Origin of the sequence: Vibrio sp. M250220 (genome assembly GCF_036533795.1) — a bacterium.
Lineage (GTDB): Bacteria > Pseudomonadota > Gammaproteobacteria > Enterobacterales > Vibrionaceae > Vibrio.
The window spans coordinates 18,020-43,848 of record NZ_JATABI010000014.1; the positions used below are offsets into that span (position 1 = coordinate 18,020).

Annotated in this window: 28 protein-coding genes, 1 tRNA gene and 1 pseudogene; 8 read left to right on the top strand and 22 right to left on the bottom strand. The window is 44.5% G+C overall.

From position 1 onward, the window contains the following. Positions 1 to 6: 6 nt before the first annotated feature. The 5 genes from QTN94_RS07415 to QTN94_RS07435 all read right to left on the bottom strand — a co-directional run bounded on the left by QTN94_RS07415 (position 7) and on the right by QTN94_RS07435 (position 2,249). Positions 7 to 441 carry a DUF2787 family protein gene (locus QTN94_RS07415; RefSeq protein ID WP_331427322.1) on the bottom strand — a complete coding sequence of 145 codons (435 nt, stop codon included), beginning with the start codon at positions 439 to 441 and terminating at the stop codon, positions 7 to 9. Further along, positions 438 to 917, bottom strand: coding sequence for a RadC family protein (gene radC / locus QTN94_RS07420; protein WP_331427323.1), 480 nt, complete (start codon positions 915 to 917; stop codon positions 438 to 440). The genes QTN94_RS07415 and radC overlap by 4 nt, the downstream gene beginning before the upstream one ends. A gap of 136 nt (positions 918 to 1,053) precedes the next feature. Further along, positions 1,054 to 1,380, bottom strand: coding sequence for a hypothetical protein (locus QTN94_RS07425; RefSeq protein WP_331427324.1), 327 nt, complete (start codon positions 1,378 to 1,380; stop codon positions 1,054 to 1,056). A gap of 74 nt (positions 1,381 to 1,454) precedes the next feature. Beyond that, positions 1,455 to 2,030: a hypothetical protein gene (locus QTN94_RS07430; RefSeq protein WP_331427325.1), complete on the bottom strand. Its 576-nt coding sequence runs from the start codon at positions 2,028 to 2,030 to the stop codon at positions 1,455 to 1,457. A 3-nt stretch (positions 2,031 to 2,033) separates the two neighbouring features. Beyond that, on the bottom strand, positions 2,034 to 2,249 hold the full coding sequence (locus QTN94_RS07435; RefSeq protein ID WP_331427326.1) for a hypothetical protein: 216 nt from the start codon (positions 2,247 to 2,249) through the stop codon (positions 2,034 to 2,036). 102 nt (positions 2,250 to 2,351) lie between these two features. Here QTN94_RS07435 and QTN94_RS07440 point away from each other — a divergent pair, with 102 nt between their 5' ends. After that, positions 2,352 to 2,591, top strand: coding sequence for a helix-turn-helix domain-containing protein (locus QTN94_RS07440; RefSeq protein ID WP_331427327.1), 240 nt, complete (start codon positions 2,352 to 2,354; stop codon positions 2,589 to 2,591). Positions 2,592 to 2,625: 34 nt separating this feature from the next. Here the strand turns inward: QTN94_RS07440 and QTN94_RS07445 are convergent, their stop codons facing one another. Then, the gene (locus QTN94_RS07445) at positions 2,626 to 3,852 is read right to left on the bottom strand and encodes an integrase domain-containing protein (protein ID WP_331427328.1); all 1,227 of its coding nucleotides are present in this window, start codon (positions 3,850 to 3,852) and stop codon (positions 2,626 to 2,628) included. Positions 3,853 to 4,016: 164 nt separating this feature from the next. Continuing rightward, a tRNA-Ser gene (locus QTN94_RS07450) sits at positions 4,017 to 4,107 on the bottom strand. A 316-nt stretch (positions 4,108 to 4,423) separates the two neighbouring features. Here QTN94_RS07450 and QTN94_RS07455 point away from each other — a divergent pair. After that, positions 4,424 to 5,128 (top strand): MaoC family dehydratase, encoded by a 705-nt coding sequence (locus QTN94_RS07455; RefSeq protein WP_138972717.1) that lies wholly within the window; start codon positions 4,424 to 4,426, stop codon positions 5,126 to 5,128. 63 nt (positions 5,129 to 5,191) lie between these two features. Here the strand turns inward: QTN94_RS07455 and QTN94_RS07460 are convergent, their stop codons facing one another. After that, positions 5,192 to 5,767, bottom strand: a complete 576-nt coding sequence (locus QTN94_RS07460; protein WP_138972716.1) for a hypothetical protein — start codon at positions 5,765 to 5,767, stop codon at positions 5,192 to 5,194. 161 nt (positions 5,768 to 5,928) lie between these two features. Here QTN94_RS07460 and QTN94_RS07465 point away from each other — a divergent pair, with 161 nt between their 5' ends. After that, positions 5,929 to 7,452, top strand: coding sequence for a DUF3612 domain-containing protein (locus QTN94_RS07465; protein WP_138972715.1), 1,524 nt, complete (start codon positions 5,929 to 5,931; stop codon positions 7,450 to 7,452). A 286-nt stretch (positions 7,453 to 7,738) separates the two neighbouring features. On the opposite strand, the gene gntR is transcribed toward QTN94_RS07465, so the two are convergent. The 8 genes and pseudogenes from gntR to QTN94_RS07505 form a co-directional block, all read right to left on the bottom strand. After that, positions 7,739 to 8,740, bottom strand: a complete 1,002-nt coding sequence (gene gntR / locus QTN94_RS07470; RefSeq protein WP_331427329.1) for a gluconate operon transcriptional repressor GntR — start codon at positions 8,738 to 8,740, stop codon at positions 7,739 to 7,741. Positions 8,741 to 8,859: 119 nt separating this feature from the next. Beyond that, positions 8,860 to 10,353: an NADP-dependent phosphogluconate dehydrogenase gene (gndA, locus tag QTN94_RS07475; RefSeq protein WP_331427330.1), complete on the bottom strand. Its 1,494-nt coding sequence runs from the start codon at positions 10,351 to 10,353 to the stop codon at positions 8,860 to 8,862. Further along, complete coding sequence (locus QTN94_RS07480; RefSeq protein ID WP_331417991.1) at positions 10,350 to 10,850, bottom strand: gluconokinase; 501 nt, start codon at positions 10,848 to 10,850, stop codon at positions 10,350 to 10,352. The genes gndA and QTN94_RS07480 overlap by 4 nt, the downstream gene beginning before the upstream one ends. Positions 10,851 to 10,923: 73 nt before the next feature. After that, positions 10,924 to 12,240: a TRAP transporter large permease gene (locus QTN94_RS07485; protein ID WP_331427331.1), complete on the bottom strand. Its 1,317-nt coding sequence runs from the start codon at positions 12,238 to 12,240 to the stop codon at positions 10,924 to 10,926. After that, positions 12,233 to 12,790: a TRAP transporter small permease subunit gene (locus tag QTN94_RS07490; protein WP_331427332.1), complete on the bottom strand. Its 558-nt coding sequence runs from the start codon at positions 12,788 to 12,790 to the stop codon at positions 12,233 to 12,235. Before QTN94_RS07490 ends, QTN94_RS07485 begins: the two co-directional genes overlap by 8 nt. A 79-nt stretch (positions 12,791 to 12,869) precedes the next feature. Then, positions 12,870 to 13,886, bottom strand: coding sequence for a TRAP transporter substrate-binding protein (locus QTN94_RS07495; RefSeq protein WP_331417989.1), 1,017 nt, complete (start codon positions 13,884 to 13,886; stop codon positions 12,870 to 12,872). Positions 13,887 to 14,131: 245 nt separating this feature from the next. Continuing rightward, a complete protein-coding gene (locus tag QTN94_RS07500; RefSeq protein ID WP_331417999.1) occupies positions 14,132 to 14,566 on the bottom strand; it encodes an Mpo1 family 2-hydroxy fatty acid dioxygenase in 435 nt (144 codons plus the stop codon). Between the two features lie 88 nt (positions 14,567 to 14,654). Beyond that, positions 14,655 to 15,824 (bottom strand): annotated as a pseudogene (locus QTN94_RS07505) (diguanylate cyclase); the annotation flags it as partial. Positions 15,825 to 15,871: 47 nt separating this feature from the next. On the opposite strand from QTN94_RS07505, the gene QTN94_RS07510 reads away from it, so the two are divergent. Then, the gene (locus QTN94_RS07510) at positions 15,872 to 16,942 is read left to right on the top strand and encodes a DUF3541 domain-containing protein (protein WP_331417998.1); all 1,071 of its coding nucleotides are present in this window, start codon (positions 15,872 to 15,874) and stop codon (positions 16,940 to 16,942) included. A gap of 372 nt (positions 16,943 to 17,314) precedes the next feature. Then, positions 17,315 to 18,490 carry a GGDEF domain-containing protein gene (locus tag QTN94_RS07515; protein WP_331427334.1) on the top strand — a complete coding sequence of 392 codons (1,176 nt, stop codon included), beginning with the start codon at positions 17,315 to 17,317 and terminating at the stop codon, positions 18,488 to 18,490. Here QTN94_RS07515 and QTN94_RS07520 read toward each other — a convergent pair. Then, positions 18,471 to 18,758: a hypothetical protein gene (locus QTN94_RS07520; RefSeq protein ID WP_331427335.1), complete on the bottom strand. Its 288-nt coding sequence runs from the start codon at positions 18,756 to 18,758 to the stop codon at positions 18,471 to 18,473. The genes QTN94_RS07515 and QTN94_RS07520 overlap by 20 nt on opposite strands. Before the next feature lie 293 nt (positions 18,759 to 19,051). Continuing rightward, positions 19,052 to 19,336, bottom strand: coding sequence for a pyrimidine/purine nucleoside phosphorylase (gene ppnP, locus QTN94_RS07525; protein ID WP_138972710.1), 285 nt, complete (start codon positions 19,334 to 19,336; stop codon positions 19,052 to 19,054). 379 nt (positions 19,337 to 19,715) lie between these two features. On the opposite strand from ppnP, the gene QTN94_RS07530 reads away from it, so the two are divergent. Further along, positions 19,716 to 20,156: a DUF2850 domain-containing protein gene (locus QTN94_RS07530; protein ID WP_138972709.1), complete on the top strand. Its 441-nt coding sequence runs from the start codon at positions 19,716 to 19,718 to the stop codon at positions 20,154 to 20,156. A 4-nt stretch (positions 20,157 to 20,160) separates the two neighbouring features. Here QTN94_RS07530 and QTN94_RS07535 read toward each other — a convergent pair whose 3' ends face one another. Both QTN94_RS07535 and QTN94_RS07540 read right to left on the bottom strand, forming a co-directional pair. Then, the gene (locus tag QTN94_RS07535; protein WP_138972708.1) at positions 20,161 to 21,528 is read right to left on the bottom strand and encodes a TrkH family potassium uptake protein; all 1,368 of its coding nucleotides are present in this window, start codon (positions 21,526 to 21,528) and stop codon (positions 20,161 to 20,163) included. Further along, positions 21,525 to 22,187: a potassium channel family protein gene (locus QTN94_RS07540; protein WP_138972707.1), complete on the bottom strand. Its 663-nt coding sequence runs from the start codon at positions 22,185 to 22,187 to the stop codon at positions 21,525 to 21,527. The genes QTN94_RS07535 and QTN94_RS07540 overlap by 4 nt, the downstream gene beginning before the upstream one ends. Positions 22,188 to 22,381: 194 nt before the next feature. Here QTN94_RS07540 and QTN94_RS07545 point away from each other — a divergent pair, with 194 nt between their 5' ends. Then, positions 22,382 to 23,479 carry a mechanosensitive ion channel family protein gene (locus tag QTN94_RS07545; protein WP_331427336.1) on the top strand — a complete coding sequence of 366 codons (1,098 nt, stop codon included), beginning with the start codon at positions 22,382 to 22,384 and terminating at the stop codon, positions 23,477 to 23,479. Positions 23,480 to 23,509: 30 nt separating this feature from the next. Here the strand turns inward: QTN94_RS07545 and QTN94_RS07550 are convergent, their stop codons facing one another. Next, positions 23,510 to 24,757: an MDR family MFS transporter gene (locus tag QTN94_RS07550; protein ID WP_331427337.1), complete on the bottom strand. Its 1,248-nt coding sequence runs from the start codon at positions 24,755 to 24,757 to the stop codon at positions 23,510 to 23,512. 142 nt (positions 24,758 to 24,899) lie between these two features. Then, positions 24,900 to 25,052, bottom strand: coding sequence for a hypothetical protein (locus QTN94_RS07555; protein WP_331417980.1), 153 nt, complete (start codon positions 25,050 to 25,052; stop codon positions 24,900 to 24,902). Between the two features lie 133 nt (positions 25,053 to 25,185). Between QTN94_RS07555 and QTN94_RS07560 the strand changes: the two genes are divergently transcribed. Then, entirely contained in the window at positions 25,186 to 25,800 is a 615-nt protein-coding gene (locus QTN94_RS07560) for a TetR/AcrR family transcriptional regulator (protein ID WP_331417979.1), read from the top strand. Positions 25,801 to 25,829: the final 29 nt, after the last annotated feature.

Below are 25,829 nucleotides of genomic sequence, written 5' to 3' on the forward strand. Positions count from 1 at the left end.
TCAGGGTTAAAGGGAGTTAGCGCGAATGCCTTGAGCCGAGATATCATCAAAGCGCCCACTCAAATAATCTCGGCACCATTGGCGAGACCACTCATCCAGTGTGGTTTGGATAACCGCTTGAGTTAAAATATCTTCATCCCCATTCATTTGGTAATACCATCCACACTTGGTGTTAAAGTAATACTCAGGAGACACACACTCATTATCCTCACTGGCGTAAGCAAAGCTTGCGAGAAACACCAAGCGCCAACTCCCTTCTACTTTTTCTAAACGCACTTCTACAGGCTTAGGTCCCGTTCGAGTGGCGTAATACGGTGTGTGACGAAAGTTAAGACTGATGCGGTGCGCCCTGCAAGGCAGTGATAGCTGTTCAACCAAACGGTGTAAACACTCAGTCAAAGACATGGGGACATTGAGCTGAAGTCCCATTAACGTTTTCATAGCCACCCTCGCTCTGCAAAGGACACGCTTTCTTTGCCAATCACAATGTGGTCCAGTACACGAACGTCAATTAAGGCTAAAGCATCAACGAGACGGCGGGTTATCTTCCTATCGGATTGAGATGGCTCAGCGACACTAGACGGGTGATTGTGTGAAAAAATGACTGCTGAGGCATTGTGTTTAAGTGCGGCTTTCACCACTTCACGTGGATAAATAGAGGCGGCATCGACCGTGCCATGGAACAATTCTTCGAATTCAATCAATTGATGTTGGTTATCCAAAAACATCACGGCAAAGACTTCACGCTCATAATGCGCCAGCTTGCAGCTCAGATATTGTTTGACCTCATCGGGCTTGGTATAGGTATCACCGACTTCAAAGCTTTGGGCTAAGATATCGGCGGCTTTTTCGAGTACTTGCAAGGCCGTAATAGGCGCAGGAAACTCATAGGTTGCAATGGGTAAATGAGTAGGCATAAGTTTATCTCCTAAGTGACAGACACAAAAAAGCCCGCAGCGCATGAGAGCGATACGGGCGATTAAGGTGGGATATGTACCTAGGTAATATAGATCTATGATTTTTTGATAATTATTCACCTTGGTCGTTTGAAATTTATTTTTTAAAGTCCACGTAGATTTTATTATCAACTACAGCTTTTCCTATTTCATAGTCAGGGCTGAATGTGGCTAGGTTATGCGCTGCAATGGCTGCTAGAGAAAGTAACCCAGCTCCAGTCCAAGCCATTCCTCCAGCTACTACCGAGCGGTTTCTTGTGTAGATTCGACAAGATAAATTTTGCTGTTCTATGGCTTTTTCTAATTTTGAGCAAATTTCAGTCATTTGCCCAGATGTGCTTATTATTTCGAATGAAGTTCTTCTACTAATCAATAAAGATATTTTCCCTTCTAATTCATCAACAGTGTACTTCTTACCACTCATTACTCACTAATTCCTTATCTTTAATCATTTAGACTCTATAACCAAATCAGTTGTTTGACCGAACTCGGGTACGACTATTTAATCTTCAGTGGAAAAGCTAACCCATCAAAGAAATCATTCAGTTGTAATGACAAGTTAGAATCTGGCGTGACTCTTAAACCACTGAGTGGTTCATTACCGCTGCAATCGGTCTCTGGTGATAGAGGGTAACCCACATACCCACTCACAGGTGCTTTCTCGATGAGGCTAGCTGTATATAACGCACCCTCATCATTTGAATCTTTATAGGCGATATAACCAAGGTCTAAAAAACTGCCTTCCTGAATACCTATAACATCGCAAGACGCATCAACTATATAGCTCGCACCATAACCTGGACCGGAGCTTTGATGATAACCGTAAGCTCTGATTTGAAATAAACCAGCAAGCCCATTGAAAGAAACTATTGCGCTCATTTCTGAACCGTCTTGACTCAAGATAGTAAGATTGGAAAGCAAAGTATCGTTTGCATCATAAACGTGTTGCTTAATGCCTACTTCTTGTTCGTTAACTAATAGTGTTCCAGCGTCACTTGATTTCAACACAACGCTAGCTTGACTAGACCAAGCAACGACACTTAATAGTAAGGTGGGTATTAACATTGATTTCATTGATTACTCCAAAGTAATAGACGCATTAGTCGTCAGAATGATAGGCGCACTAGAGACCGTTAAGCTTACAGTGCTAATCGGCGTATCCAATGTACAACCTTGGTTTTCACATACATCGACAGCGCTCTCTGTTGGAGGTACAGGACCAACTTCGCTTGCTTTATTATCACTGCACCCTATCAAGATGGTAGTGCAGAATATGAACACAATATTTTTCACAGCCTCACTCTCCTAATCAATACAACAAGCACCCATATGGGTGCACACGATGCACTATATTACTTATATCTTAATTGCACCGCAACAGGTGCAGTATCATTTATGAGCAAAACAACATTTAAAAACATAACCGGTCGGAAAATTCGATATGTCCGGTTGAGTAAGCACTTATCTCAACAAGACGTTGATCGTATGTGTAGCTTAAAAGGAATTGAGATGACAAGGAGTAAGCTGGCGAAGGCTGAAGCTGGAATGATTCGAATAACCGATGAGATGCTAAAAGATCTCGCAGAAATACTTGGCGTCGATGTTAACGTATTTTTTGATGATATTGATGAATAGAGTCATCAACATCACTTGATGACTCATGGTTTTGTTAAGTAAGCAAAATACAAAACCTATTGGCTGCTCTGTCGATATGATCGCTCCACCACTGCATCATTTCTCGTCGTTGCTCTACGTATTGACTACGATTGTACGCCGCCCTCACTTTATCCTTATCTGCATGCGCTAAAGCTGCTTCGACTAGATCGCCCGTAAACTGAGGTTGTTCATTGAGGGTAGTGCTCGCCAATGAGCGTAAACCATGAGATACCAATCGGCCTTTGAATCCCATACGCTTAAGAGCCATGTTCACGCTAGCATTACAGCATGGGCGTGATTCATCTTTATGGGAAGCAAAGATAAATTCACTGACACCATATCCGCTGATTGCTTTCATTTCATTGAGTAAAGCTAACACTTGCGTTGATAAAGGAACGCAATGCTCGCGTTTCTTTTTCATTCTTTGTGCAGGGATACGCCATAGCTTTTTAGCCCAGTCAATTTCATCCCATCTTGCTCCTGCTGCTTCAGAAGGGCGAACCATGGTGTGGAGCTGCCATAAGATCAAACAGCGAGTCGTGCTAAAGATACGAGCCCTTGATAAAGCTGACATTAACTCCGGTAATGCTTCTGGTGGCAGTGTCTTCATATTTTCAGCATTTGGCTTTTTAAAAGCCTCTTTGATATCAGTTAAACAATTCACCTCAATATAGCCATTATTGCGAGCAAACTTCATGATTTCGTTTATGCGTTGGCATACTCGGCGTAGCACCTCAAGCTTCCCTTGTTTTTCTAGAGGCTTGAGCGCTTGAATCATTAGTTGTGGGGAGAGTTCAGAGATAGGCACTTCACCAAGTGTAGGCAAAAGGTGTAACTCAAGAGATCGATAAATATCATCAGCATGATCTTCAGTGACGCTGCTCTTTTTTACATCAAGCCATTCTAAGGTGATATTTTTCAACGTCATATTGAGACGCATTTTCTCTTTTAGTACCTGTTTGTCACGGTAAGTTTTAGGATCGATACCTTGCTCGATAAGACCACGAGCTTCACGAGTTTTTTCTCGCACCGCTTTAAGAGAGGTCATTGGATAGGTGCCAAGCGTGAGGTTAACACGCTTAGAGAGTACAGGGTGGGTATAGTTGAACAGCCAAGTTTTAGTGCCGTTCGGTTTCACTCTAAGACGAAGGCCATTTCCATCAGAAAGGATGTATTCTTTATTTTTAGGCTTTGCGCTTTTAAGTTGGGTTTCAGTAAGGGGTTTAACTTGTTTTGCCATGATGGTACACCGTTAAATTGAACATACGGACAATGTACCCAAGGGTGTACCTTTACCACCACGTTATGTCGCTGTGCTATCAGCCGTTAAGCGACAGCCAAACCACGTAATACGGTAACTTAGGCATAAAAAAAGACGTCCTAAGACGTCTTTCTTCATGTGTTTGGCGGAGAGATAGGGATTTGAACCCTAGATACGCTATTAACGTATGCCGGTTTTCAAGACCGGTGCTTTCAACCACTCAGCCATCTCTCCGTTGCGTGGCGTATATTAGGTATAGCCCTGCTACTTGTAAAGTATTAATTCACTCACTATGGTTTAACTGCTGAGAAACTAAACAGTTTTTGAAGGCGTGTTCAACAGAAAGCCAGCCCAAAGGGCGGAATCGATGGGATAAAAGCTCTATTGTTAGTTTTGCAATAAAATAGTGTTTTATTTATAAGTTAATGTTTTAAATAAAAAATACCACTTTCAGACAACAACTGTACGCCCGAAAGTCGTTGCACAATAGTGTGAACTGTTTCAAAATTACGGAATTAACCGAGTAACATGATCTATTTCTGAGGTTTTTATGAAAGTCGCTGACTTATTTAAACATCGTGGTGAATCAATTTCTAAGCAGCATTCTGAGTTTATGCAGTGGATGTCTCCTACTGTACGTGAATACTGGGGTGAAATTGTTAATAAGGCTCATAACCGCCACCTGTTTACTCGTCTGCGTGATTTTCACATTCCCGCAGTTAACGACGAGTTACGCCATCCGCTAGAAACGCCAACTACTCAGACTCCACAAACAATCGAGTTAAAGCCCGAAGCTCAAAAAGTGTACCTTGAGTTACAGTCTAAGATTGGTGAAGTTATTCATACTGGCGACTGGCTGGATATCTCGCAAGAGAGAATTAACCAGTTTGGTCAAGTGACCGAAGATATGCAGTGGATCCATACCGATCCAGAACGTGCTGCTACGGAGTCACCGTTCAAGACTACAATTGCGCACGGTTTCCTTACTCTGGCTTTATTGCCTAAGTTGACTGATAGTGTCGATCCAGAGAACAACTTGTTCCCAACGGCTAAGATGGTCGTCAACATCGGTCTTAATCAGGTTCGTTTCCCATACCCGGTGAAATCGGATAACCGCGTACGTGCGGTTAGTACGTTGTCTAAAGTAACGCCTATCCGTAAAGGGTTAGAAATCGAGCGTGAAATTAAAGTTGAAATTGAAGGTGTTCGTCGCCCAGGTGCGGTTGTAACATCCGTTATACAACTTCATTTTTAACGCCAAGATAAACACAAAAAAAGGATACCGAAAGGTATCCTTTTTTCGTTGTAATGCTTGTGGTTATCGAGTCATTGTGTAGCAACGCTCTAGTTGGTAATCGTCACCATTTTTTGCTGTGTACTCTTTCTGCTCAGTACATGCACTAGGTTTACCTTTTTCGTCGCCTTTAACCACGCTGATCCAGTGGCGCATAGCTGCAATCTCAGTCATAGCCGTAGGAAACATGGTGCAAGTCTCAAGCTGGATATCTTCAATATCGATAAGCTCTACGCAGCCTGTGCCTTTATGATTGCCAAAAGTTACTTCTACGTGGCTACCTGTGCCATCTCTAAACAGGATTGATGCTGGGTCTTCTTTTTCACCAGTGTAAGCCACAAAGTGCTTAGAGTGTTTTAGACCGCTGTGGCTGCCGTCTTTGAAGTACGCCATTACATGACGGTAGTCGATTACGTAAGCTGTTACGTCTTTATGTGAACCGTTCTCTAGTGGGAACAAACGGTCAAGCAACTGCTTAGCGTTTTGTTGTTTTTCCATTGCTTGGCTAGCGTCTATCGTCTCTACCGCGAAGACTGCTTCAGCGATAAATGGCATATTTTGTTCTTGGATTTCAGTCTTATCGATTGTCAGCATGTTCATAGTGTTTCCCTCGCGGATATTTCACAACTTATTTGTCCTTGCGCAAATATTTCAAATCCCATTCTGTTTATATGTGAATTTGTGACTTTGCTTACTTTCTATACTAGTGAATTTTTTACTACAATTTCACAACAAAAATTTTACAGTGTGAATTTTACAAAATGCCAGTGTCAAAAAGCTTGATCCGCCAGTCTCATTTTCTAGGTACTAAGATAAGAAATCTTAGGAAACGCAACCACTTAACTATGGAAGATCTCTCTGCTCGTTGCATAAGGGTTAATCCCGAGTATGCGCCATCGGTTTCTTACTTATCGATGATCGAACGTGGAAAACGGGTCCCTAGTATCGATATGTTGGAAGTGATCGCCGAAGTTTTTCAAAAAGATCCGACTTGGTTTCTTGACGATGAACCCGAACAAGCGGATATCACACCAGACAAAGGAAACCGAGGTGGGATCAGCGGTATGGCACTCGAGCCAAGCTTCCTGTTTTCAAACGATATTTTACAGATAGCTATCCCTGAGATGCTTTCACAAACTGGTATTACTGGCCGCCAGTTTGCGCATTTACTGATTCGGGCACACCAAGAGAGCAATCAGAACCATTTCCCTGATCTTGAAAGAGCAGCAGAGGAAGTGGGCCTGAAACGACTTAACCTCTCTGCCGAAGATCTCATGGATATCGCTCGTAGCCTTGGGTTGACTATCCGCTGGATTTCACGACCACCACAAGACGTCGTTGACGAGCTGGGTGTCAGCGCTAAACAAGTGGTTACCTCGTTCTTTGAACCACCAGGTACCATCTTCCTCAATGAAATTTTAAAGCTGTACCCTACTCGCCTTAAGTACGACCTCGCCGTTTATATTGGGCACTGTGTTTTACACAGCAAAGAGGGACTCAAGAGCGTACTCTCTGTTGGCCATGCCAATAGTTGGGAAGAGAGCAACCAATCAAGTACAACGTCTGAACTTAACTCACAGGACATTTTGCAAGCTTGGCGAGACTTTGAGTCAAGCTTCTTCGCCGGCGCACTACTGTGCCCTAAGGTTCCATTTAGGCAGTTACTGGACCGCAGCGGGTACGAAATCGACGTACACTTAAAAGCGGGCGTTTCCCCTTCCGTTGCGATGAGACGAATGACCGTCGTTTCTCCTTACCCTCACTGGCACTATTTTGATGCCTATGGTCAAAATAAGCTTAAAGCAGTCTACCGAGGCAACGGGATCCCTCTTCCTTGGGGGAACATGCGCAAAGTTAACGATCCATGTCAGCACTGGGCGGTGTTTAGGAAATTATCAGAACCACAACAGGGAAGCTCTGCTCAGATCTCAATTCTGAATGTCGGTGACGAGCCAAGAATTTACTGTTGTGAGTCGGTAAATATGACCGATCCCGCAGGCAACAACCGCGTGCTTTGTGCCGGTATCGATCTCAATCCTGCGATTGATGCGCAGGGAGGAAACTCACTTGAGATTGCCGAAGAGCTTAAAGCTCTATGTGTCGGAAACGGGGGAAGCGCTGCGATACCACGCCATATACGAAAGGAATTTACGACTATCGCAAAGATTCTCAATATTAACTGGATCGAAAGAGGTATTGAGTCGGACGCGCGAGTGATCTGTTCAAGAGGCGCAGTGTGCCCTAGAAAACCGAGTTGCTACAGTGGGTGCCAAGAGGCTGAATAGTTTCGATTTACGGCGTTCAAAAAGAAAAAAAGCCAATCACAATATGGGTGATTGGCTATATATAAGTGTGAACAAGATAGGTTCACTAACAACGTCAGTTGGCTAGGTGACCCTCGGCTTAAGAAGGGTCAAACTACATAAAGCAGAAAGCGTGCCAACTTTCACTAAGCCAATATTTGCTTGTTTTTGCTTAATTCTTAACCTAATTCATAAAAACTAAGCGCATAATAGATTTTCAAGATGCAATTATGAGCAAAATGCAAAATCTAACATTTGCATTTTGCAATTATATGCTTTCACCAAGTTCTATCCGGTAACCAAGATCAATGCTCTCCTGCCATTGTTCTTTGCCTTTCAATCTCTCAATGATTTGCGTCGCAGCGACATGACCGATTTGTTCACGTGGCGTTATCACTGTCGCGAGCTTAGGTATCATCGCTTGACTGATATCATGACCGTGGAAACCCGCAATCGCCATCTGTTGTGGAACGAGAATACCGCGCCTCTGACATTCGTATAGTGCACCAATCGCTAAATCATCATTCGTACAGACAATCCCATCGACTTGTGGGTACTGCTCTACCAACTCTCCAAGAAGCTTCGCCCCCAGAGTAAAAGAGGATGCATCTTCCGTCTGCAAGCTAACGGTTTCCAAGCCCGCCTCAGACATCGCCTGATGATAGCCATCCATTTTCAAACGCGTACGCTCATCCATACGAGCAGCAAAATAGGCGATGTGCTTCCTACCTTTGGCCAGAATCGCTTCTGTCATTGATTTGGATGCCTGAGCGTTATCAAATCCAACCGCCTGTTCAATACGTGGAGAATAGCTGTCCATGATTTCAATGATTGGGATAGAGGCCGTTTGCAGCATCTTTCGTGCTTTCTCGGTATGCACATTTTCAGACAAAATAATGGCGTCAACGTTGTATGACAGCAGAGATTCGATGCTTCGCTCTTCTAAATCCGTGCTATATCCATAGTGAGCAATCATGGTCTGATAACCAGCAGGAGTTGTTACCGACTCAATACCTCTTATCACTTCGGCAAAGACTTGGTTCGTTAAAGATGGAACCAACACACCGATGGCATTGGACTTAGCGTTTGAAAGAATGTCTGGTGCTCGATTGGGAATATAGCCCAGCTCTTCAACCGCCTGATTTATTTTATCTTTTATAGCTTCGGAAACCTGTGATGGGTCGCGTAGACAGCGGCTGACTGTCATTTTAGTTACCCCTACTCGATCTGCGATATCTTGTAAGGTCGGTCTTTTCTTCTTATTAGCCATAACTGAGTTTCTATGCATTTTCCTGTTTGTGTTACTGGTAACATAGTACCTTTCATCGGATATTATTTTATTGTTACAGGTAACAAAAAAGCGTTCACAATTTGGTGAACGCTCTTATTTCATACCCTAACTTGATTTCTTGGCTCTAAATGCCAGTTCAAATGGTACTTCGCCGCCTCATCTTCATCTATACGCGAGTAACTGTGCGCTCCAAAATAGTCGCGTTGTGCCTGGAGTAAATTGGCCGGTAGAACATCGCAACGTAAAGCATCAAAATAACTTAATGCAGAACTTATCCCCGCCATCGGGACACCCGTCATCGCCGACTTAGCAATGCTTGATCTCCAACCATAAGAACGGGATTTAAGCTCAGTGGCAAAGTGCTCCGCGAAAAGAAGATTGTCCAAATCAGGCGTAGCCCTATAAGCCTGCGTGATGTGTTGCAGAAAGACAGCTCGAATGATACATCCTGCACGCCAGATTTTGGCAATATTGGCAAAGTCGAGCTGCCACCCTTCCCTATCGGAGGTCACTTTTAGCAAATCAAACCCTTGCGCGTAAACGGTCAACTTGGCGCAATATACAGCATCATGCAATTCACTGATGGTCTGTTGCTGTTCTAGCCCCACGACAGGCTCAATATCCGAACTCAAACAATTTGCCGCCTTCGTACGCATCGATTTCTGGCTGCTTTGAGCTCGGGCGAAAACGGCTTGCGCGATCGTAGGTGCTGGCGCACCATGTTGAAGAGAGTTGACCGCCGTCCATAAACCCGTCCCTTTCTGGCCCGCCTTATCTAAGACAATTTCAACAAAAGGCTTTCCGGTGACGGGGTCAAGAGTTTGCAGTATGTCCGCACTGATTTCCATCAGGTAGCTATTAAGAACGCCTTGATTCCACTGAGCAAAGACTTGACCAATCTGTTGCGCGGACATGGACAGCACACTAGACATAAAGTGGTACGCTTCGCAGATTAACTGCATATCCGCATATTCAATGCCATTGTGAACCATTTTCACATAATGACCCGCGCCCGCTCGGCCAAGATAAGCCGCGCAAGGCTCTCCAGCTTCAAATTGACCCACAGGGATGCCATTGCTATCCACTTTCGCTGCTATCGCTTGCCACATCAGTTCGATTTGCAACCATGCTTCCTCGTCCCCACTCGCCATTAATGAGGGACCAAATCTGGCGCCAATCTCACCGCCAGACACTGCGGTACTGAAAAAGCGTAGCTTACCTTGATACTCAACCTCACGACGTTCGCTGTCCGTCCATAAGCTGTTGCCTGTATCGACAACAATATCTTCGCGGCTTAATCCTGCGTTTAACAAATCCACAATCACCGAATCGACGATGGAACCGGCTGGAACAGACAGTGCAATAACGCGAGGGGATGCGAGATTGGCCAGTAGCTCACCTAAGTCCATAGCGGCCAAATAACGACCCTTTTTGGGTTGCTGTGACAATCGCTCTGCTTCACTTTTTGCCCTAGCTTGATTTGTCGGATCGATATCAAATCCAACCACTGAAAAACCATGGTCGATAAGGTTTAAGGCAAGGCTTTTGCCCATCACTCCTAATCCGATCATTGCGATATTTGCGTTGCTCATACCGTTTTCGCCTCAATTGCGTTTAATGCTTGTTGTACGACTTGCTCTACTGATTGAGAAATATCGATATGCAGCGCTTCATCATTAGTCGGCTCAACCAAAGTATCAAACTGGCTGCGCAACATGGCCTCACCATTGAAGTAGTGGTTAGCGCGATTTTTGTGGCGAGCCCATATGGTGTCAAAGTCTCCTTTCAGATAGACAATCACAAGTGATGAGTTCTCACTACGTAAAATATCGCGATACTCTGGTTTTAACGCGGAGCAAGCCACAACGGCACATTCATTGTCGCGGTACAGTTTATTCAGAGTGTGAAGCCAGCCGATACGGTCTTCATCATCAAGGGGAATACCCTGACGCATTTTTTCCACGTTAGCCTGAGGATGAAAATCATCGCCATCGTAAAAAGGTAACTGTAACGATTTGGCTAACTCGCTGCCAATCAGGCTTTTGCCGCAACCCGACACGCCCATTACTAAGATTTTTTTTGCTTTCATCGGACAATACTAGCCTTAGCCTTCTTAACTTACCGAAGGCTGTGAAGTTCTAAATTTCTATACCGTTTAGTGGCTATTTCCACCACATCGCTAATTCAGGGAAGACAATCACAAGTCCTAACACCAAGATCTGAAGGCCGATAAATGGCAATAGCGAACTGAATATTTCACCAAGACTAATGTCTTTAGGCGCAACAGATTTTAGATAAAACGCCGCGGGACCAAACGGTGGTGACAAAAATGAAACCTGCATGTTGAGACAGAACACCACACCAAACCAAACTGGATCAAAACCTAAACCGGTAATAATCGGCACAAAAATAGGCATTGTCAGCAACGCTACGCCAACCCAGTCAAGGAACATGCCGAGTACGAGCAGAATCACCATCATGATCAGAAGCGTACCAATTGCGCTACCACCACTTAGGCTTAGAATCACTTCTTCAACAAAGTTGATGCCGCCCATCAGGTTGTAGATACCGACAAGTGCGCTGGCGCCAATGCCTATCCACATGATCATCCCGCAGGTTCTCATCGTCGCAATCGCGCTTTCCTTCAACATGGTGTAATTCATTTCACCACGGATAATCGCTGAGATCATGATACCAACGACGCCCAGAGCCGAAGCTTCTGTAACCGAAGCGACACCCGTGTAGATACTACCCAATACTACGGCTACCGACAGTAACGGGAAGAACAACGCTTTGAAGTAGCTGACCTGTGGTTCCTCTGTTTCATCACTATCGCTTGGGATAGGCGCTAAAGCAGGATTGATCTTACAACGAATGAGTACATATGCGATGTAGCAACCAGCGAGAATAAACGCAGGAAGAAACGAAGCTTTAAACAGGTCGCCAATCGATACGCTTGCTGTCATACCGTAGATAATCAATACAATGCTAGGCGGAAGCATGGTACCAAGAGCGCCACCAGCACAAGTCGTTCCTATGGCTAATTTACGGTCATAACCTAGACGCAGCATTTGAGGTAAAGCTAGGATGCCCAGTAACACGGTCTCACCACCAATCACACCAGACATCGATGCCAAAAGTACCGCAACCATAAGCGTCTGTACGGCGACACCACCCCTGACCTTACGACCCACCGATTTCATTGCATCAAACAGATCTTTTGCAATACCTGATCGATCCAGTAGTGCAGCCATCAATACGAACATCGGCACTGCAAGAAATACATATCCAGATGCGAAACTGTACGTACGGCTTGCAATCAGAGGCAAGGCGTCAGGACCAAACCAAAACAGAGTGAAAAAGATGGCAACAAAGCCAGTAACAAAAGCCAACTGCATTCCTGTCAGCAGTAAGCCAATCATCATTGCCAGCATTAGAGCACTGCCCCAAGCAATGCCTATCGAAGATAAATCAACCATTATCATTGTTCCTTAGCCCCATGATTTCTTGGATCAGGTGCAATACAAACTGGACAACAAGAATACATAAGACAACAAAGATGATGCCTTTAAGTAACGCGGGATAAGGGGCGTTCAAGACAGAACCCGATGTTTCTAACCGCAGTTCGCCCCATGGAGTAAACCAGGCTTCATTGGCTAGTGAATATGCCGCGTAGGCAAGCATTCCTGCAAACGCTAACCCAACAACATGATGGACAATATTGAGGTATTTTCGCGTACGCGATGACACCGCATCATAGATCAATACGACTCGTACATGTTTGTTAGCAGCAAAGGCATAAATACCTCCAACGATAAAGAGTGACCCACCGATAAAAGAGGCGGTTTCGTGAACCCAAGTAGTTGGAGCATCAAACGCATAGCGCATGACCACTTCATAGAAGGAGATCAGAACGGTGGCGATAAAGAACCAACTGAGCAGATTACTGATTTTTATAATGGCGCGATCAAGTATATTTCGCGGCTGCTCTTCCGCTTGAGGTGGTGTATGCGGCGTTTTATCAGTCATAACAAATGTTCCAAAAAATTGGAGGGCACAAGCCCTCCAGAGAGAAGCTAAACAGGAAGGTTAGCTTTAAAACTGATGATTACAGTAGGCCATTAGACTCTAAGAAAGACGTCACTGAGTCATATACCTTCTGTGCATTCGGTGAACGTTCAGCAAATACTTTCCATTGAGTCTTAGCGATCTCACGGAATTTCTTACGCTCTTCGTCAGACCAGTTGTGGATCGTAATATTTGGATTTGCCTGCGCTTCTTTAACCGCAATCTGGTCTGCCATTTTCAGTTGCGTTGTCATGTCGTAAGAGAAATCACGCACTGATGTTTGTAAGATAGTTTGTAGATCCGCTGGCATCTTGTCCCATTTCTTTTGTGAGATAGAGATATCAATCAGTGGCAATGAGTGGAAGCCAGGTTGAACAGGATGCGTTGCGATATCATTCATACCCGCTTTCTGGTTCGTTGAAAATACCGTGTAGTCCGCGGCATCAATAACGCCCTTGCTTAGTCCGGTAAATACTTCCGATCCAGGTAGGTTTACCGGAGTCGCGCCTGCTGCGGCAAATACCTGCTGCACAAGTCCTTCCGGAGCACGTAGCTTGAGACCTTTCAGATCATCAACACCATCAATTGGCTTCTTAGAGATAAAAGATTCTACGCCTGTGGTCGATGCACCAACAAACTTAACACCATACGGAGCGTAAAGCTCTGTCATTAGCTCGTTACCACCACCGTAGTTCATGTATTGAAGCAACTGAGTCGTATCAGACCACGCACCAACCATGTTACCAATCAAACCAAATGCTGGATCTTTACCAGAAAAATAGCCAGTCGCAGTCACTTGGCCATCAAGGATACCCATTTTGATAGCACCTAAAGTCTCAGTGTGCTTTACCACTGAACCTACTGGCAGCAAATCAATTTCAATACGGCCGTTAGACATTTTTTCTACACGTTCCGCCCAATTCTGTTGAACCTTGTAGTTCAGGTCACCAGAAGGATCTGACGACTGAATCTTAAGGTTAAAATCTGCCGCGAATGCAGAGACAGAGAATAGACCGGTAATGGCAGTGGCAAGCAGAGTTTTCGTCATTGCTTTCATAATGAGGGGTATCCTTTATTTGTTTCAGTTGTCCAGGCAAGCCTATATGACTTTTGGTTTACTACCGGATGTAATTTTTATGTTACCGGTAACTTTTACTAATGTTACCGGTAACAAGCAACCGTTTACCATGACTATGGTCACAATTGTTAACAACAATGAGGAGAAATGAATAATGAAAAGAATAAATGCGAACTTGCCCACATGTAATGGGCAAGTGAATAGATAGGGATATCGATCAGATCTCAGTGTTTTCTAAACACCCACACCGGGCCGATAAGCAAAAACTGAACGTCTTCGAAGAATGAGGGTTTCTTACCCTCGATCTTATGGCCGATAAATTGAAAAAGCCACAGAACCGCAAACAGCACTAAAGAGACAAACAACACCGAGAGCTGTAACACTTCTAATGACCAAATCAACGAAATACAAGCTAGGGTAAAACCGAGCATCATTATGAATACACTTAACGATAACCTGAAATAAAACACCATGACAGGCAATGCAGCAAGCCACACCCAGTTAAGTGTCATACCAAATAGTTGAATGGGTGGAATAGACCAAATCAATCCAACAACAGAAAGAAAAATACCGGGAACCGCAACCTTATGAATTTTTTGGTTGATCGGATTCTGATGGCTTTCACCATACTCATTTAACCACTGAGACAAGTCCTTCATACTCATATACCTGTAATGCTCCTTTACTATTTCTATAGCATGGGTTTACCAGCATTGCAGCGGTATAATCTCTTTTTGTGAGAACTCTTTATATCTGCCTGCGTTTTTCTTCGTACATCCTAGAATCCGCGAGTTTAAACATCTCTTCTATGTCTTCAAATTCAGGGTCATAGATAGCATATCCAACACTCACTCGTAGATTAATTAAATGCTGTTCATAGATAACAGGTGTATGGCAGACGGCTTTTTGCAGCTCGATATTGATTACGTCAATATCCTCTGTGCTTGCGACTCTCGGCAGCAACACCAGAAACTCGTCGCCGCCCATACGAGCAACAATGTCTGAGGCTCTGAGCACGCTTTTCAGCCTCTCGGCAGTTGCAACAAGTACCTTGTCCCCTGCCGCATGGCCAAACGTATCGTTAATCGCTTTGAACTTATCTAAATCGATATTAAGAATGGCAAAAGAGTCACCGCCCCCATTCTTTTTCACCGCGTTAAAATGCTCACCAAAGGTATACATAAAGTAGCGACGATTGGGTAGCTGTGTCAGTTCATCACGCAGGACACGATCATTCGCCGCAATATAGAGCCGATAGGTAGCAATAAAGGCCAAGATAAGCATAATTATCATCGGATAGCCAAGCAGTCTAACCACGTGTACTCGGTACCACTTAGCTCCACTTAGCAAGTCACTTTTCGTCGATGCAGCGATCTGCCAGCTACCGTATGGAAAATGCACAGACTCTGAGGCGAATGCTTGATCAAACGTCGTTTGAAAACCATAAAACACCTCACCTTCCGATCCTGAGCTATCGACACCACGCATCGCTAGATTGTAACGATGCTCAAACGAGGCAACACCTGCTTCTGAAAAGAGTGAGTCCAAGGAAATCACCATACTGCACACACCCCAGTAGTTTGTGTTGTAAGGAGGATCGGAAAAAATCGGTACACGTGCGATCAGAGCTTTACCACCCTGTACCAAATTGACGGGGCCAGAGATAAAGATGTCTTGGATTTTCTGGGCTTTTTTTACGGAACGCCATTGATTGGGAATGGTTTGATAATTCAATCCTAAAACCGCTTCGTTTCCTTCCAACGGATAAACGAATTTAACGACATCATTCGGCGCAAGCCCTAGCAATTGAACATGGTCGCTCTTACGTATAATGCTCGATGCGATAAGATCCCATCCTGAAAAATCAAATTCTGGATTAGATGCAACCAGAGCAGATAACCCATTAGCCACAATGACTGGTATTATGCCACCATACCCTAACACCATTTTTTATAGGTTATACCATGCATAAAAAGCTGATTGGCTTGTGCCTTAGTGCAATCCTCATACATACACCGACCGCATCGGCAAACACAGCGAGCTTTGAAGCATCCGCAGATCTTATTCGCAATACGTATGAAAGTCAGCTCTATACCCTCCCAGCCTTTAAAGAAGGGCACTACGGCTTAAGGATGTACCGTCAAACGCTCGATGACAAATATTCGGCCGCGGTTTGGAGTGATATGGCTCGTGTCGCAAGTCGACTTAATCGTTTCGCAGCAGAAGTTCATACCCCAGAACAAATCTTACTTTACTCTGAAAAGCGCCTTTCTGGCTACACTGATGAGACGGATGAAAGAAGCATGAGGCGTTATAACGTCACAAAACACATGCCTGAATATCTCTACCTTGGTGTTGATTTACTGGGTTCGATGGCACGCGCCAACGAGTATGGTCTAAAACACAAACAAGACGATATGCTTCGTTCAATTATCCGCCGCTATGACTTTAGCAAGTATGCAACAGACCAAGAGATGATTAAGGCTTGGGCCGCACAGCTAGCCAATCAGGTCTACTGGCTAAGGCAGCTAGGTGAGCAAGATGTCGTCGATAGTTTTACAACCGCATTTAAGCAAGCCTATCCAGAGGTAGAAGACAAAAAACTGTCCAACCAGCAGTACGGAAACAAACTCTATGGTATGACCCATATTATTTTTGGCGACTCTGAATACTATCAACATTTGGTAAGTGAAAAGCAGCATCAGTGGATTTATGACTATTTCCGCCAAAACATCGATACCATTCTCATTCGAGCGAAAGAAGACGTCATCGCGGAAGTCGGTATCACGTTTCTACTCGCCGGACTCGAAGATGATCCGGTCGTAGAAAAAACTCGCTACGCTATCCAAAAAGCGATAGATAGTGAGAAAGGGATGATTCCTTCAGTCACTGGAGATTTCGATATCACATACGGGGAACATCGGAACGTCCTAGCGATCATGTTGCTTGATTGGCAGAAGGTCAATGAGGCTCCAACAGTGAAGGGCCAACCTAGCGTTTTCACATCCCTCCCGTATGGACTTATCCCGCAATAACAACTTTAAATCCGCCAGCCCTTCTCTTTGGGCTGGTTTTCTTCCTGCGCAGAGGCGAGACATTACGCACGAAAACCTCCGAAAGTGATAGATTTATTTATTATAAGTATCGGCGATTCCATAACAATTGCAAAAAAATCAATCACGCTGTAATCCGTCAATAATCTACCGCCATAAATAATTTACGCATGAATACAGTCGCTTACATATGCGTCAAAACTCAGTACAACTAATACACCTCACAACTAATAAGCACCGAATGGCATATAAATTACTGATTACTCTTATTTTTGCGAATTTCATGGCTCGTTCAGACTTTGTTTTTTCTTCTAGACTTTGCTTGAGGGGTTATGTGTAAAGGATAATGACTATATGCCACAATTTGCTGGGCGACAGATAGCTGAAATGGCGGATATCAGAGCAACGCGCAAGAGCAAGCTTGTGCTACTCTGTTCGATTATTGCCATTGTGGTCTTGCTTAGCTATGGTGTGTTAAGGCTCACCACTCAAGACTACTTCTTTGCCTCGGTAAATTTTTTCTCAGCCACTGTATTAATAGTTAATCTCTACTACTTATTCAAGCACCTACGCCACAACCACTGTGACGTGGTTTTGAGTGGGATATTATTGTTTCAAGCCACTTTATTACTGATTTATGGTGAACATGTGCCAGATCGGATTCTATGGCTTTATCCTATAGTTGCGGTGCTTATTTTCGTCAACAACTTCAAAACTGGCGCGATTTTGAGCTCAGGTCTGTGTGTTGTTGCTGCTCTCGCGGTACTTTTCGCACAGGCTTCCCCTTACACTACCGATGCTTCTCAGGGACGCTTTGTAGTGAGCTTGCTTGCGCTCTGTGTACTCTGCAATGTCGCAGCTTTCTATTACTCTAAAGTGATGAAATATGTGCAAGAACTCTATAAAGAAGGGATTGAAGATCTCGCTTATTTGGATCAACTCACTGGACTTGCTAATCGATGGAGCTTTGAAAGTTGGGCCGCTGGCAAACTAGAAGAACAAAAGAACAGCAACAAGGTGACGGCAATGGTGTTTCTCGATATCGACAACTTTAAAGCGATTAACGACACCTACGGACACGACGTTGGCGACCGAGTCTTACAACATCTCGCGAATCGGCTCAAAAACAACATCCGTAACAAAGATCGTCAAACCGACAGACATGATTATTCCATTGCTCGTTTTGCGGGCGACGAGTTTGTTCTGCTGCTCTACGATGTAAACTCAATAAAGGATTTGGAGGGTATTCTTAAGAGGATATGTCAGGTGTTCTCTGACAGCTATCAAGCATCGGAACGCATTAATGAACTCACCGTCAGCGCAGGAGTGGCGCTCTATCCTCAGGATGCAACTAACCTTCCCGAACTCACTCGTTGTGCCGATAAAGCGATGTACGCCGCCAAACATAAAGGCAAAAACCAATACCGATTTTATCGTGGCTATGACAATGACTTTCAAAACAATGGCGAACACACCGGTGACTTGTCTAAGGTAACACCAATAAAAAAGTTTAACCGGTCATGTACATAAGCCACAACGATATCGCCATGACCACGATCAACCAAGCCGCATAGCGGAGCGTATTAGGTTTATCTCGTTTTGGTGTCACAATAGGTCTAAATGCGGCTTCGCGAGCAGCTCTCGCAGTAGCAGCAATCGTTCCTCTTTCGACTTCCTCCTCACGACGCTTTTGCGCTTTGTGAGCAACCTTGCCAAAGCGATGCAATTGGTCGGCCGTCAATTCCTTACTTGGATCGTAACGACTATGGGAGTCAGTGTGTTTTGGTACAACAGCCATAAGCACCTCCTCTCAAGCTTATTCTTGTTTAATTATAGCCAATAGTTACATTAATAAAATTGCTAATAACTGAGGTTATATTCGAGATTTCCGATTGATTATACGTAAAACTTGGCTTAACAAGCGCTATAAATGATCAGCAAGTTTTATACCAGACGAGCAAAGTTAGGTAAGATATTGATTTAAATAAGATTGGACGAAAGAGAAGAAGGCAATCAAGTGCAAGGGGCAATTTGATTGTCAAAATGAATGGGCCTGAAGTCATTGTGCTAATAACCTCAGGCAAACAAAAACTAGCCTAAGTACTCACATAGATAAGCCGTTGAGACAGAAACTTTCAGGTCAAATGAAGAGTCACTTTCGACATGGAATGATGAACCCGCCTCATAAGTCACCCACTCGTCTTCACCCGCTTTTTTAACGGTAAGCGCACCCTTCACAACTGTCATGCGCTCTGCCGCAGCAGTACCAAAGGTGTACTCTCCAGGAGCCATTACCCCAACGCTCGACTCTCCGTCTTGTTGAGAAAAACCTAGTGACTGTACTTGTCCTTCAAAATAGCTGTTTGCTTTGATCATTTCATTCTCCGTCGATATTCCGTCATAGAAGCAAAACCTTGTTTTATATGAATTGTCCTATTTCAGCAACCACTATACCGATTGAAGAGAGTAATAACGGTGGACTCCCTCACTAACATATGCTCAAAGAGTACGTTTAATTATCGACAAATAAACCATAGGTAAAACAAATCTCTAGTAATGGCGTACAAACAAACTTAACTCACTTAATTCCGTGGTTATCCACCGTTGGGCTAGACTGTAAGCAATATGCAGAAAATTCGTACACTGTTTTTTGGACAGAGGTTCACAGATTAACAATGCAAAATTATGCTACGCTCTATCCTTTACAAGCTCACGTGCTGTTTTCAATCAATACCTAAGGCGATTATCCGCTGTTATGATCAAGAGTTCTGCCATAAAAACCGTCGCTGCAACTATTTTTGTATTACTCGCTCTAGGATTCTCGAGTCTGCTTTACTTTAGTTACCAAGACTATGTTCACCCGAAGCATGTCTACGGGCGATGGATTGAAGTAGGAGCGCCACCTTATCAGACAGAAGTTCTGACGTTAAATGCTCAAGGGGTCTTTAGAAATGACCGACTTATCGCGACCCAATTTGACTTTGATGGCAAGCGGATAACAGTCAGTACGGGGGGAGGAACCTCTGTCTATCAAGTTGCGGGCACGTTTAACTCACCACAGCTGAGGCGTCTCCAGCCAAACAGCCCTACTCAGCGTTTCGTGAAAGAGGGATATGAGAACACCATTGATATGGATGGAGGCGGTTCAGCGAAGAATCGCCGTTCCGCCCTTTCAGACCACTTTAGCGAGAAGTAATCTTTTAACCAGTTAACACCATACCCTCGGGATGCTTGACCAACGTCGGTTCAGGGCGTGCCAGCATATAGGCCAACGTTAACGGCCCAATTCGACCGATTATCATCACAACGATCATGATGTATTTCCCCGGCTCTGATAATTCAGCCGTTAGACCCGCTGTAAGCCCCACCGTTGCAAACGCCGAGATGGTTTCAAACATGACTTTGTCAAAACTCGCCTGCTCGGTAATCATCAACAAAAACATCGCTATGGTTAAAATCGCACCACTCACGACTATAATCGCCAAAGACTTAGTCACCACAGGCCAGCCAACGGTACGCTTAAACATGACCACGTGCTTCTTCTGACGAAGGAAAGCCCAAGTCGCCACGAACGCCACTGCAAACGTTGACACTTTTATCCCACCGCCAGTAGAAGTAGATCCCGCACCAATCAACATCAGAATAATCATGATGAGCAAAGCGGGCTGAGTAAAGTGTGCCAAATCGACACTGTTAAAACCTGCTGTTCGAGAACTCGCTGACTGAAAAAACGCTGCGAGCCATTGACCTGATGGCGTCAAATCCGCCATGGTTGCTGGATTCGATTTTTCCAGCAGCCAAAACAGCACGGTACCAACCAAGAGTAATGCAGGCGTTGCGACTAGCATTATCTTGGTATGCAGTTGCAAGGTGCGAAAGCCACCTCTCCAATTGCTAGATACGTCACCAATCACCGTAAACCCTAAACCGCCAAGAATGAATAGCGCTGAAAGCGTAAAGATTATCCAAGGGTCATCAACAAAACTCATTAGGCTATCTGAGAACAAAGCAAAGCCAGCATTGTTGAACGCCGAGATTGCGTGGAACATCGCATAGAACAGTCCTTCTCCCCAACCCAGTTCAGGCACCCAACGAAATGCTAGCAACGCAAACCCAATCGATTCGGCAATACAGGCAAAAATGATGATCCGCTTCACCAGCAGTCTCAGGTTAACTTGTCGGTCTTGCCCCAATGCATCTTTAGCTAACGCTTGTTGCTTTAAGGTCAGCCTCACTCCAAACATATAAAGTAGTACCGCAGAAAGGGTCATCTGGCCTAAGCCACCTATCTGCATCAACAGCATTAACAAGACTTTACCTGAATGGGTAAAGTGCTCAGCCGTATCGACGACGCCTAGCCCGGTCACACTAATGGCGGAGGTCGCAGTAAATAGTGCATCCGTGATTGAAAGCCCACTCACCGAGAAAACGGGGAGAGTGAGCAGCACCGCAGAGGGTATCAACACACTTAAAAAACTGATCAGAATAACTCTCGGCTCTGAGCCTTTACTCTGTTTTTTCTCGGGGTCTAATGCGTAAAACAGATCCCTTCGACTGAACGGACTCATAATGAACTCAGCTTTCTCGATAAGGTTTCACTAGGACCAACGATAATGATCAGGTCACCAATCTCCAAAGTTCGATCGAGATCCGGTGCCTTGGTGATATTCGGTCCACGTTTAAAGCCTAGAACTTCAACACCTTGCTCCTTACATAAAGCAAGATCCCCTAGCGTCTTCCCTAACAAGCGTGAGCCAACCACAATTTCGGTCATGGCAAGATCGGAGCCCAACTCTTGAAATTCAAGCACTCGTTTATCAAGCATTTTTCGAGCAACACGAATCCCCATATCACGTTCCGGCATAATGACGTGGTCTGCACCTATTTTGCTTAGTATCTTCGCATGGTTTTTATCATTGGCTTTTACCCAGACAGTTTTTACCCCAGCCTCTTTGACTACGAGAGTCGTTAAAATACTGGCATTTACGTCAGAACCAATTGCGATCATCACCATGTCGTAGTCGCTCAATCTTAGCTCGGCAACCGTCTCTTCTATCGCACAGTTCGCCACTAAAGCTTGACTGACAAAACCCGCAACGGCCCTAACTCGATCTTCATCGATATCAATAGCCAAAACCTCGGCGCCGGATTGTTGCAGCTCTTGACAAACAGATAGGCCAAATCGACCTAAGCCAATCACTGCATATTGTTTATCACCTGATTTCATGGTTTACCTTATTCGCGTAATGACTAGATTTGACAGTGTGCTCCTGACGAGTTCGCTTATCAAATTGAATCAGATATTCTGACATCGTTTTAACTTTCATGTTTATATTCATAGACCTCTGAGCATAATGTCACTAGTTTGGGTATAGGCAAACCCTTATACTTATGCCACAACAGAAAGATATTGAGTCAAAAATGAACGAGTTAATCACATATTTGCCACAACCACTGGCGACTCTGCTGCAAAGCTGGGACACCAATGTATTACTTATTACCATCGGCAGCTTCATCGCATGGATTGCTTGGCGCATTGTCTACAGTCGACTAGAAATTTTGGTCAACAAGACTCGGTTTCATTGGGATGACCTCACTCTTCACGCCCTCAAAACACCCATAAGCACGTTCATTTGGTGCTGGCCTGCGACCATTTCCTTAGGATTTGTGCTCGAAGATTACATGGGGTCGAAACTCAATTGGCTAAGTACCTTGAAGCTCATTTTGGTCATCGCGATCTTTGTTTGGATCACTATGCGTCTGATCAACAATATCGAAGAGTATGTACTCAGCAAAAAAACGCGCGACGAAACCACCGTTCAAGCCGTTGCCAAGGTGTCACGCCTATTCTTTATCGTCATAGGCGCATTAACCGTGATGCAGACGTTTGGCCTCAGTCTGTCGGGTCTGTTAACGTTCGGTGGTGTGGGTGGCCTGATCGTCGGTTTGGCAGCAAAAGATTTGCTCTCCAACTTCTTCGGTGGAATGATGATTTACTTCGATCGTCCGTTTAAAGTTGGCGACTGGATCCGCTCTCCCGACCGTCAAATCGAAGGAACGGTAGAGAGAATTGGCTGGCGAATGACCATCATTCGTACCTTTGATAAACGTCCGATTTATGTCCCTAATTCTGTATTCAGCAATATCGTGGTTGAGAACCCATCACGTATGCTCAATCGACGCATTAATGAGAACATCGGCATCCGCTATAAAGATGGGGCGAAGGTTGAAAAGATCGTCGCTGACATCAAATCGATGTTACAGAAGCATCCCGATATCGATACTAAGCAGACGTTGATCGTCAACTTCAATGGTTTTGCGCCGTCATCTCTGACTTTATTGGTCTACACCTTCACCAAAACAGTCAACTGGATTCGCTACCACGAAGTAAAGCAAGATGTATTGCTGCAAATTTACGATATCATCCAACAAAACGGAGCGGATATCGCCTTTCCAACCCAAACGATTCAGTTGGAACCGCAACACGCTGGCGAATCAGAGCCACAACTTAGCAAGTAGTTAGCGTCTTCAGTAGCCCGATAATTCGGGCTACTGTGTCGCAACCTCTCTTTCTACGCGATCTTCTGTTCTTGAAGCGACGGCGTAAAGCCAGATCATCGTCAAACAGATCGCAAAACAAAGGCCAAACAACCACCCTGCGCCGAACCATTCAATCATAAATCCACCGAGGATAGGGCCAAACGCAAAGCCTAGTGAATAGAGCGCTGTCGCACCAAAATATGAGCCCCTAAGGTGTGCAGGCGCTAATCGGTCAATCTGAACATTGAGTGTTGGAAAGGTGATCACTTCACCTAAGCTAACAATAAAACATGCCACAGCCCAACCGATTGTTGAGTCGTTAGGTGAAATAATAAAGGCAAGTTGTCCAGCTGCAATTAGCACCATCCCGATTCGGGTCCGAGAAAAGAGGGGTACACGTTCTAGCATCTTGAGTAATGGAAACTGGAGCAAAATAATCGTCGCACTGTTTACGACCATTAGCATTGCGACCAATCTAGCCGCACCTTCGACACCACTGCGCACAATCACCTGTGGCACTGAAGACTCCAACTGAGCGTAGACAAACATCAGTAGCAAGTTTGCAATCAGTAGTAAGACAAAGACTTTATCTCGGGCTATAACTCTTAGCGTTTGACTAAAATTGGGAAGCAAGGTTTTGTCTGTGTGCTGATGAACCTTGGCGCTTTTACGTTCGATACCAAATAGAATCCACAGTGCATAGAAAAGATGGGTGAATCCAGTAATCAGAAACAGGCCTTGCGGTTCCGCCAATGCGAGAGTCACCCCAATAAGAGGTCCAACTGCACCTCCGATATTCAACAGAAAGTAGCGCAGGTTGAGGGCCAGCTCTCGATCCTTACCATCAGATAACGAGTCACCAATCACCGCTTTGGCCGAGTCATCAATCATTGGTCGCATCACGCCCGTTACCAACATCAGCAGGCTGAAATGCCATAACTCACTAGCCATCGCAATGCCAGTATAAGCCCCAAATCCAAACACACAGCCGATGACCATTAACCATTTACGGCCAAACTTATCCGACAAATAGCCTGTGTACACTCCCGTCACAGAACCAATCATGGCGGAAGCCGCTAGCATAGTCCCTACTTCTATCGCTGAAGCGTCATAATCCTGATACAAGAACACAACCAAAAAAGGCCAAGCCATGAAGTAGCTTGTTCTCGCTATAAGCACGCCAATCAGTACAGTCCAAACAGGCAAGTTAAAACGCTTGATCCTCTGCCATTCAAATAGACTCTGCTCTTGTTCCATGTGCTACTCCCTAAGCCAACCTGTTTCATATTGTTCAATCAGTATACAAATAATAAATGGAAACAAAAGTTTTAATAGCGAGAATATAGAAAAGCCTGTAAACAGCAGGCTAACAATAAATAAAACATTATTTATTATGAAGTTAATAATATGATTTTTGAGTATTTAGCTGAACGTTTGCGACATCTAACTGAGGCTTTTGCCACCAAAACGTTGTTTTCATCTGCTCAGTGCCTTCAACGGTTTCTCCGACCAGAGTTATGGTTAGCGGGTGTCGAGGTAAATTTGATTCCATTGATGTAACTATCCCGCCACCAAACGAATTGCTCTATTTTTCTTAACTCAATCCCCCAAAAAAGTAAACGATGGTGTATACTTTAGACACAAGTAAACACTGTCGTTTACGTTTTAGCTGTTAGGGTCACTAAATGATTAAAAGAAGTGATATAAAACAAGAAGATATCATCAAGTCTGCGATCGTAGTTTTTTCTAGCAAAGGGTTCGATCAGGCGAGCATGGAGGGGATCTCTAAACACGCAGGTGTTTCTAAACGCACCCTCTACAAGTACTACCCCAACAAAGAAGCTCTGTTTGACGTCATCGTTGATAAGCTGATGTGTCGCTTTGATGACCAGACTACCGTCGAGTTTGAGCCTACACTCCCGCTTGACCAACAGTTGCTCGATTATACGCTCAAGCAGATGTGCTATATCAGTAATGAAGACTTTCAAATCACCGCTCGGTTAATGATGGCAGAATGTATACGCTGTCAGGATACATCGAAGGTGTTGGTTGCCAAGTTTGAGTCAATCGAAGATTCTTATGGCTTACAACGTTGGGCTCAGCAGGGGATTGATGCGGGTGTTCTTGACATACAGGATGTTTCAGCGGCTATTGAACAGTATATTGGAAGTATCAAGGCTGTCGTTTTCTGGCCTCAGTTAATCGCCCATTTACCACCTCCAACCTGTCAGCAAGTTGAACAGGCAGTCAGAATGGCTGTTGCAAGTTTTGTCGCCACTTATCAGATTGGTTCCAAATGATCTTAGCGCTTTAGTAACAAGAAAAACGC

Bases quoted from the DNA above. Each gene is read 5' to 3' on its own strand.
- QTN94_RS07560 (WP_331417979.1), top strand. From the start codon at position 25,186: ATGATTAAAAGAAGTGATATAAAACAAGAAGATATCATCAAGTCTGCG.
- gndA (WP_331427330.1), bottom strand. From the start codon at position 10,353: ATGAGCAACGCAAATATCGCAATGATCGGATTAGGAGTGATGGGCAAA.
- QTN94_RS07480 (WP_331417991.1), bottom strand. From the start codon at position 10,850: ATGAAAGCAAAAAAAATCTTAGTAATGGGCGTGTCGGGTTGCGGCAAA.
- QTN94_RS07540 (WP_138972707.1), bottom strand. From the start codon at position 22,187: ATGAAATCAGGTGATAAACAATATGCAGTGATTGGCTTAGGTCGATTT.
- QTN94_RS07500 (WP_331417999.1), bottom strand. From the start codon at position 14,566: ATGAAGGACTTGTCTCAGTGGTTAAATGAGTATGGTGAAAGCCATCAG.
- QTN94_RS07510 (WP_331417998.1), top strand. From the start codon at position 15,872: ATGCATAAAAAGCTGATTGGCTTGTGCCTTAGTGCAATCCTCATACAT.
- QTN94_RS07455 (WP_138972717.1), top strand. From the start codon at position 4,424: ATGAAAGTCGCTGACTTATTTAAACATCGTGGTGAATCAATTTCTAAG.
- QTN94_RS07425 (WP_331427324.1), bottom strand. From the start codon at position 1,380: ATGAGTGGTAAGAAGTACACTGTTGATGAATTAGAAGGGAAAATATCT.
- QTN94_RS07545 (WP_331427336.1), top strand. From the start codon at position 22,382: ATGAACGAGTTAATCACATATTTGCCACAACCACTGGCGACTCTGCTG.
- QTN94_RS07550 (WP_331427337.1), bottom strand. From the start codon at position 24,757: ATGGAACAAGAGCAGAGTCTATTTGAATGGCAGAGGATCAAGCGTTTT.
- QTN94_RS07530 (WP_138972709.1), top strand. From the start codon at position 19,716: ATGATCAAGAGTTCTGCCATAAAAACCGTCGCTGCAACTATTTTTGTA.
- QTN94_RS07440 (WP_331427327.1), top strand. From the start codon at position 2,352: ATGAGCAAAACAACATTTAAAAACATAACCGGTCGGAAAATTCGATAT.
- QTN94_RS07490 (WP_331427332.1), bottom strand. From the start codon at position 12,790: ATGACTGATAAAACGCCGCATACACCACCTCAAGCGGAAGAGCAGCCG.
- QTN94_RS07485 (WP_331427331.1), bottom strand. From the start codon at position 12,240: ATGGTTGATTTATCTTCGATAGGCATTGCTTGGGGCAGTGCTCTAATG.
- QTN94_RS07555 (WP_331417980.1), bottom strand. From the start codon at position 25,052: ATGGAATCAAATTTACCTCGACACCCGCTAACCATAACTCTGGTCGGA.
- ppnP (WP_138972710.1), bottom strand. From the start codon at position 19,336: ATGATCAAAGCAAACAGCTATTTTGAAGGACAAGTACAGTCACTAGGT.
- QTN94_RS07515 (WP_331427334.1), top strand. From the start codon at position 17,315: ATGCCACAATTTGCTGGGCGACAGATAGCTGAAATGGCGGATATCAGA.
- QTN94_RS07460 (WP_138972716.1), bottom strand. From the start codon at position 5,767: ATGAACATGCTGACAATCGATAAGACTGAAATCCAAGAACAAAATATG.
- QTN94_RS07430 (WP_331427325.1), bottom strand. From the start codon at position 2,030: ATGAAATCAATGTTAATACCCACCTTACTATTAAGTGTCGTTGCTTGG.
- QTN94_RS07495 (WP_331417989.1), bottom strand. From the start codon at position 13,886: ATGAAAGCAATGACGAAAACTCTGCTTGCCACTGCCATTACCGGTCTA.
- gntR (WP_331427329.1), bottom strand. From the start codon at position 8,740: ATGGCTAATAAGAAGAAAAGACCGACCTTACAAGATATCGCAGATCGA.
- QTN94_RS07445 (WP_331427328.1), bottom strand. From the start codon at position 3,852: ATGGCAAAACAAGTTAAACCCCTTACTGAAACCCAACTTAAAAGCGCA.
- QTN94_RS07465 (WP_138972715.1), top strand. From the start codon at position 5,929: ATGCCAGTGTCAAAAAGCTTGATCCGCCAGTCTCATTTTCTAGGTACT.
- QTN94_RS07520 (WP_331427335.1), bottom strand. From the start codon at position 18,758: ATGGCTGTTGTACCAAAACACACTGACTCCCATAGTCGTTACGATCCA.
- radC (WP_331427323.1), bottom strand. From the start codon at position 917: ATGCCTACTCATTTACCCATTGCAACCTATGAGTTTCCTGCGCCTATT.
- QTN94_RS07535 (WP_138972708.1), bottom strand. From the start codon at position 21,528: ATGAGTCCGTTCAGTCGAAGGGATCTGTTTTACGCATTAGACCCCGAG.
- QTN94_RS07415 (WP_331427322.1), bottom strand. From the start codon at position 441: ATGAAAACGTTAATGGGACTTCAGCTCAATGTCCCCATGTCTTTGACT.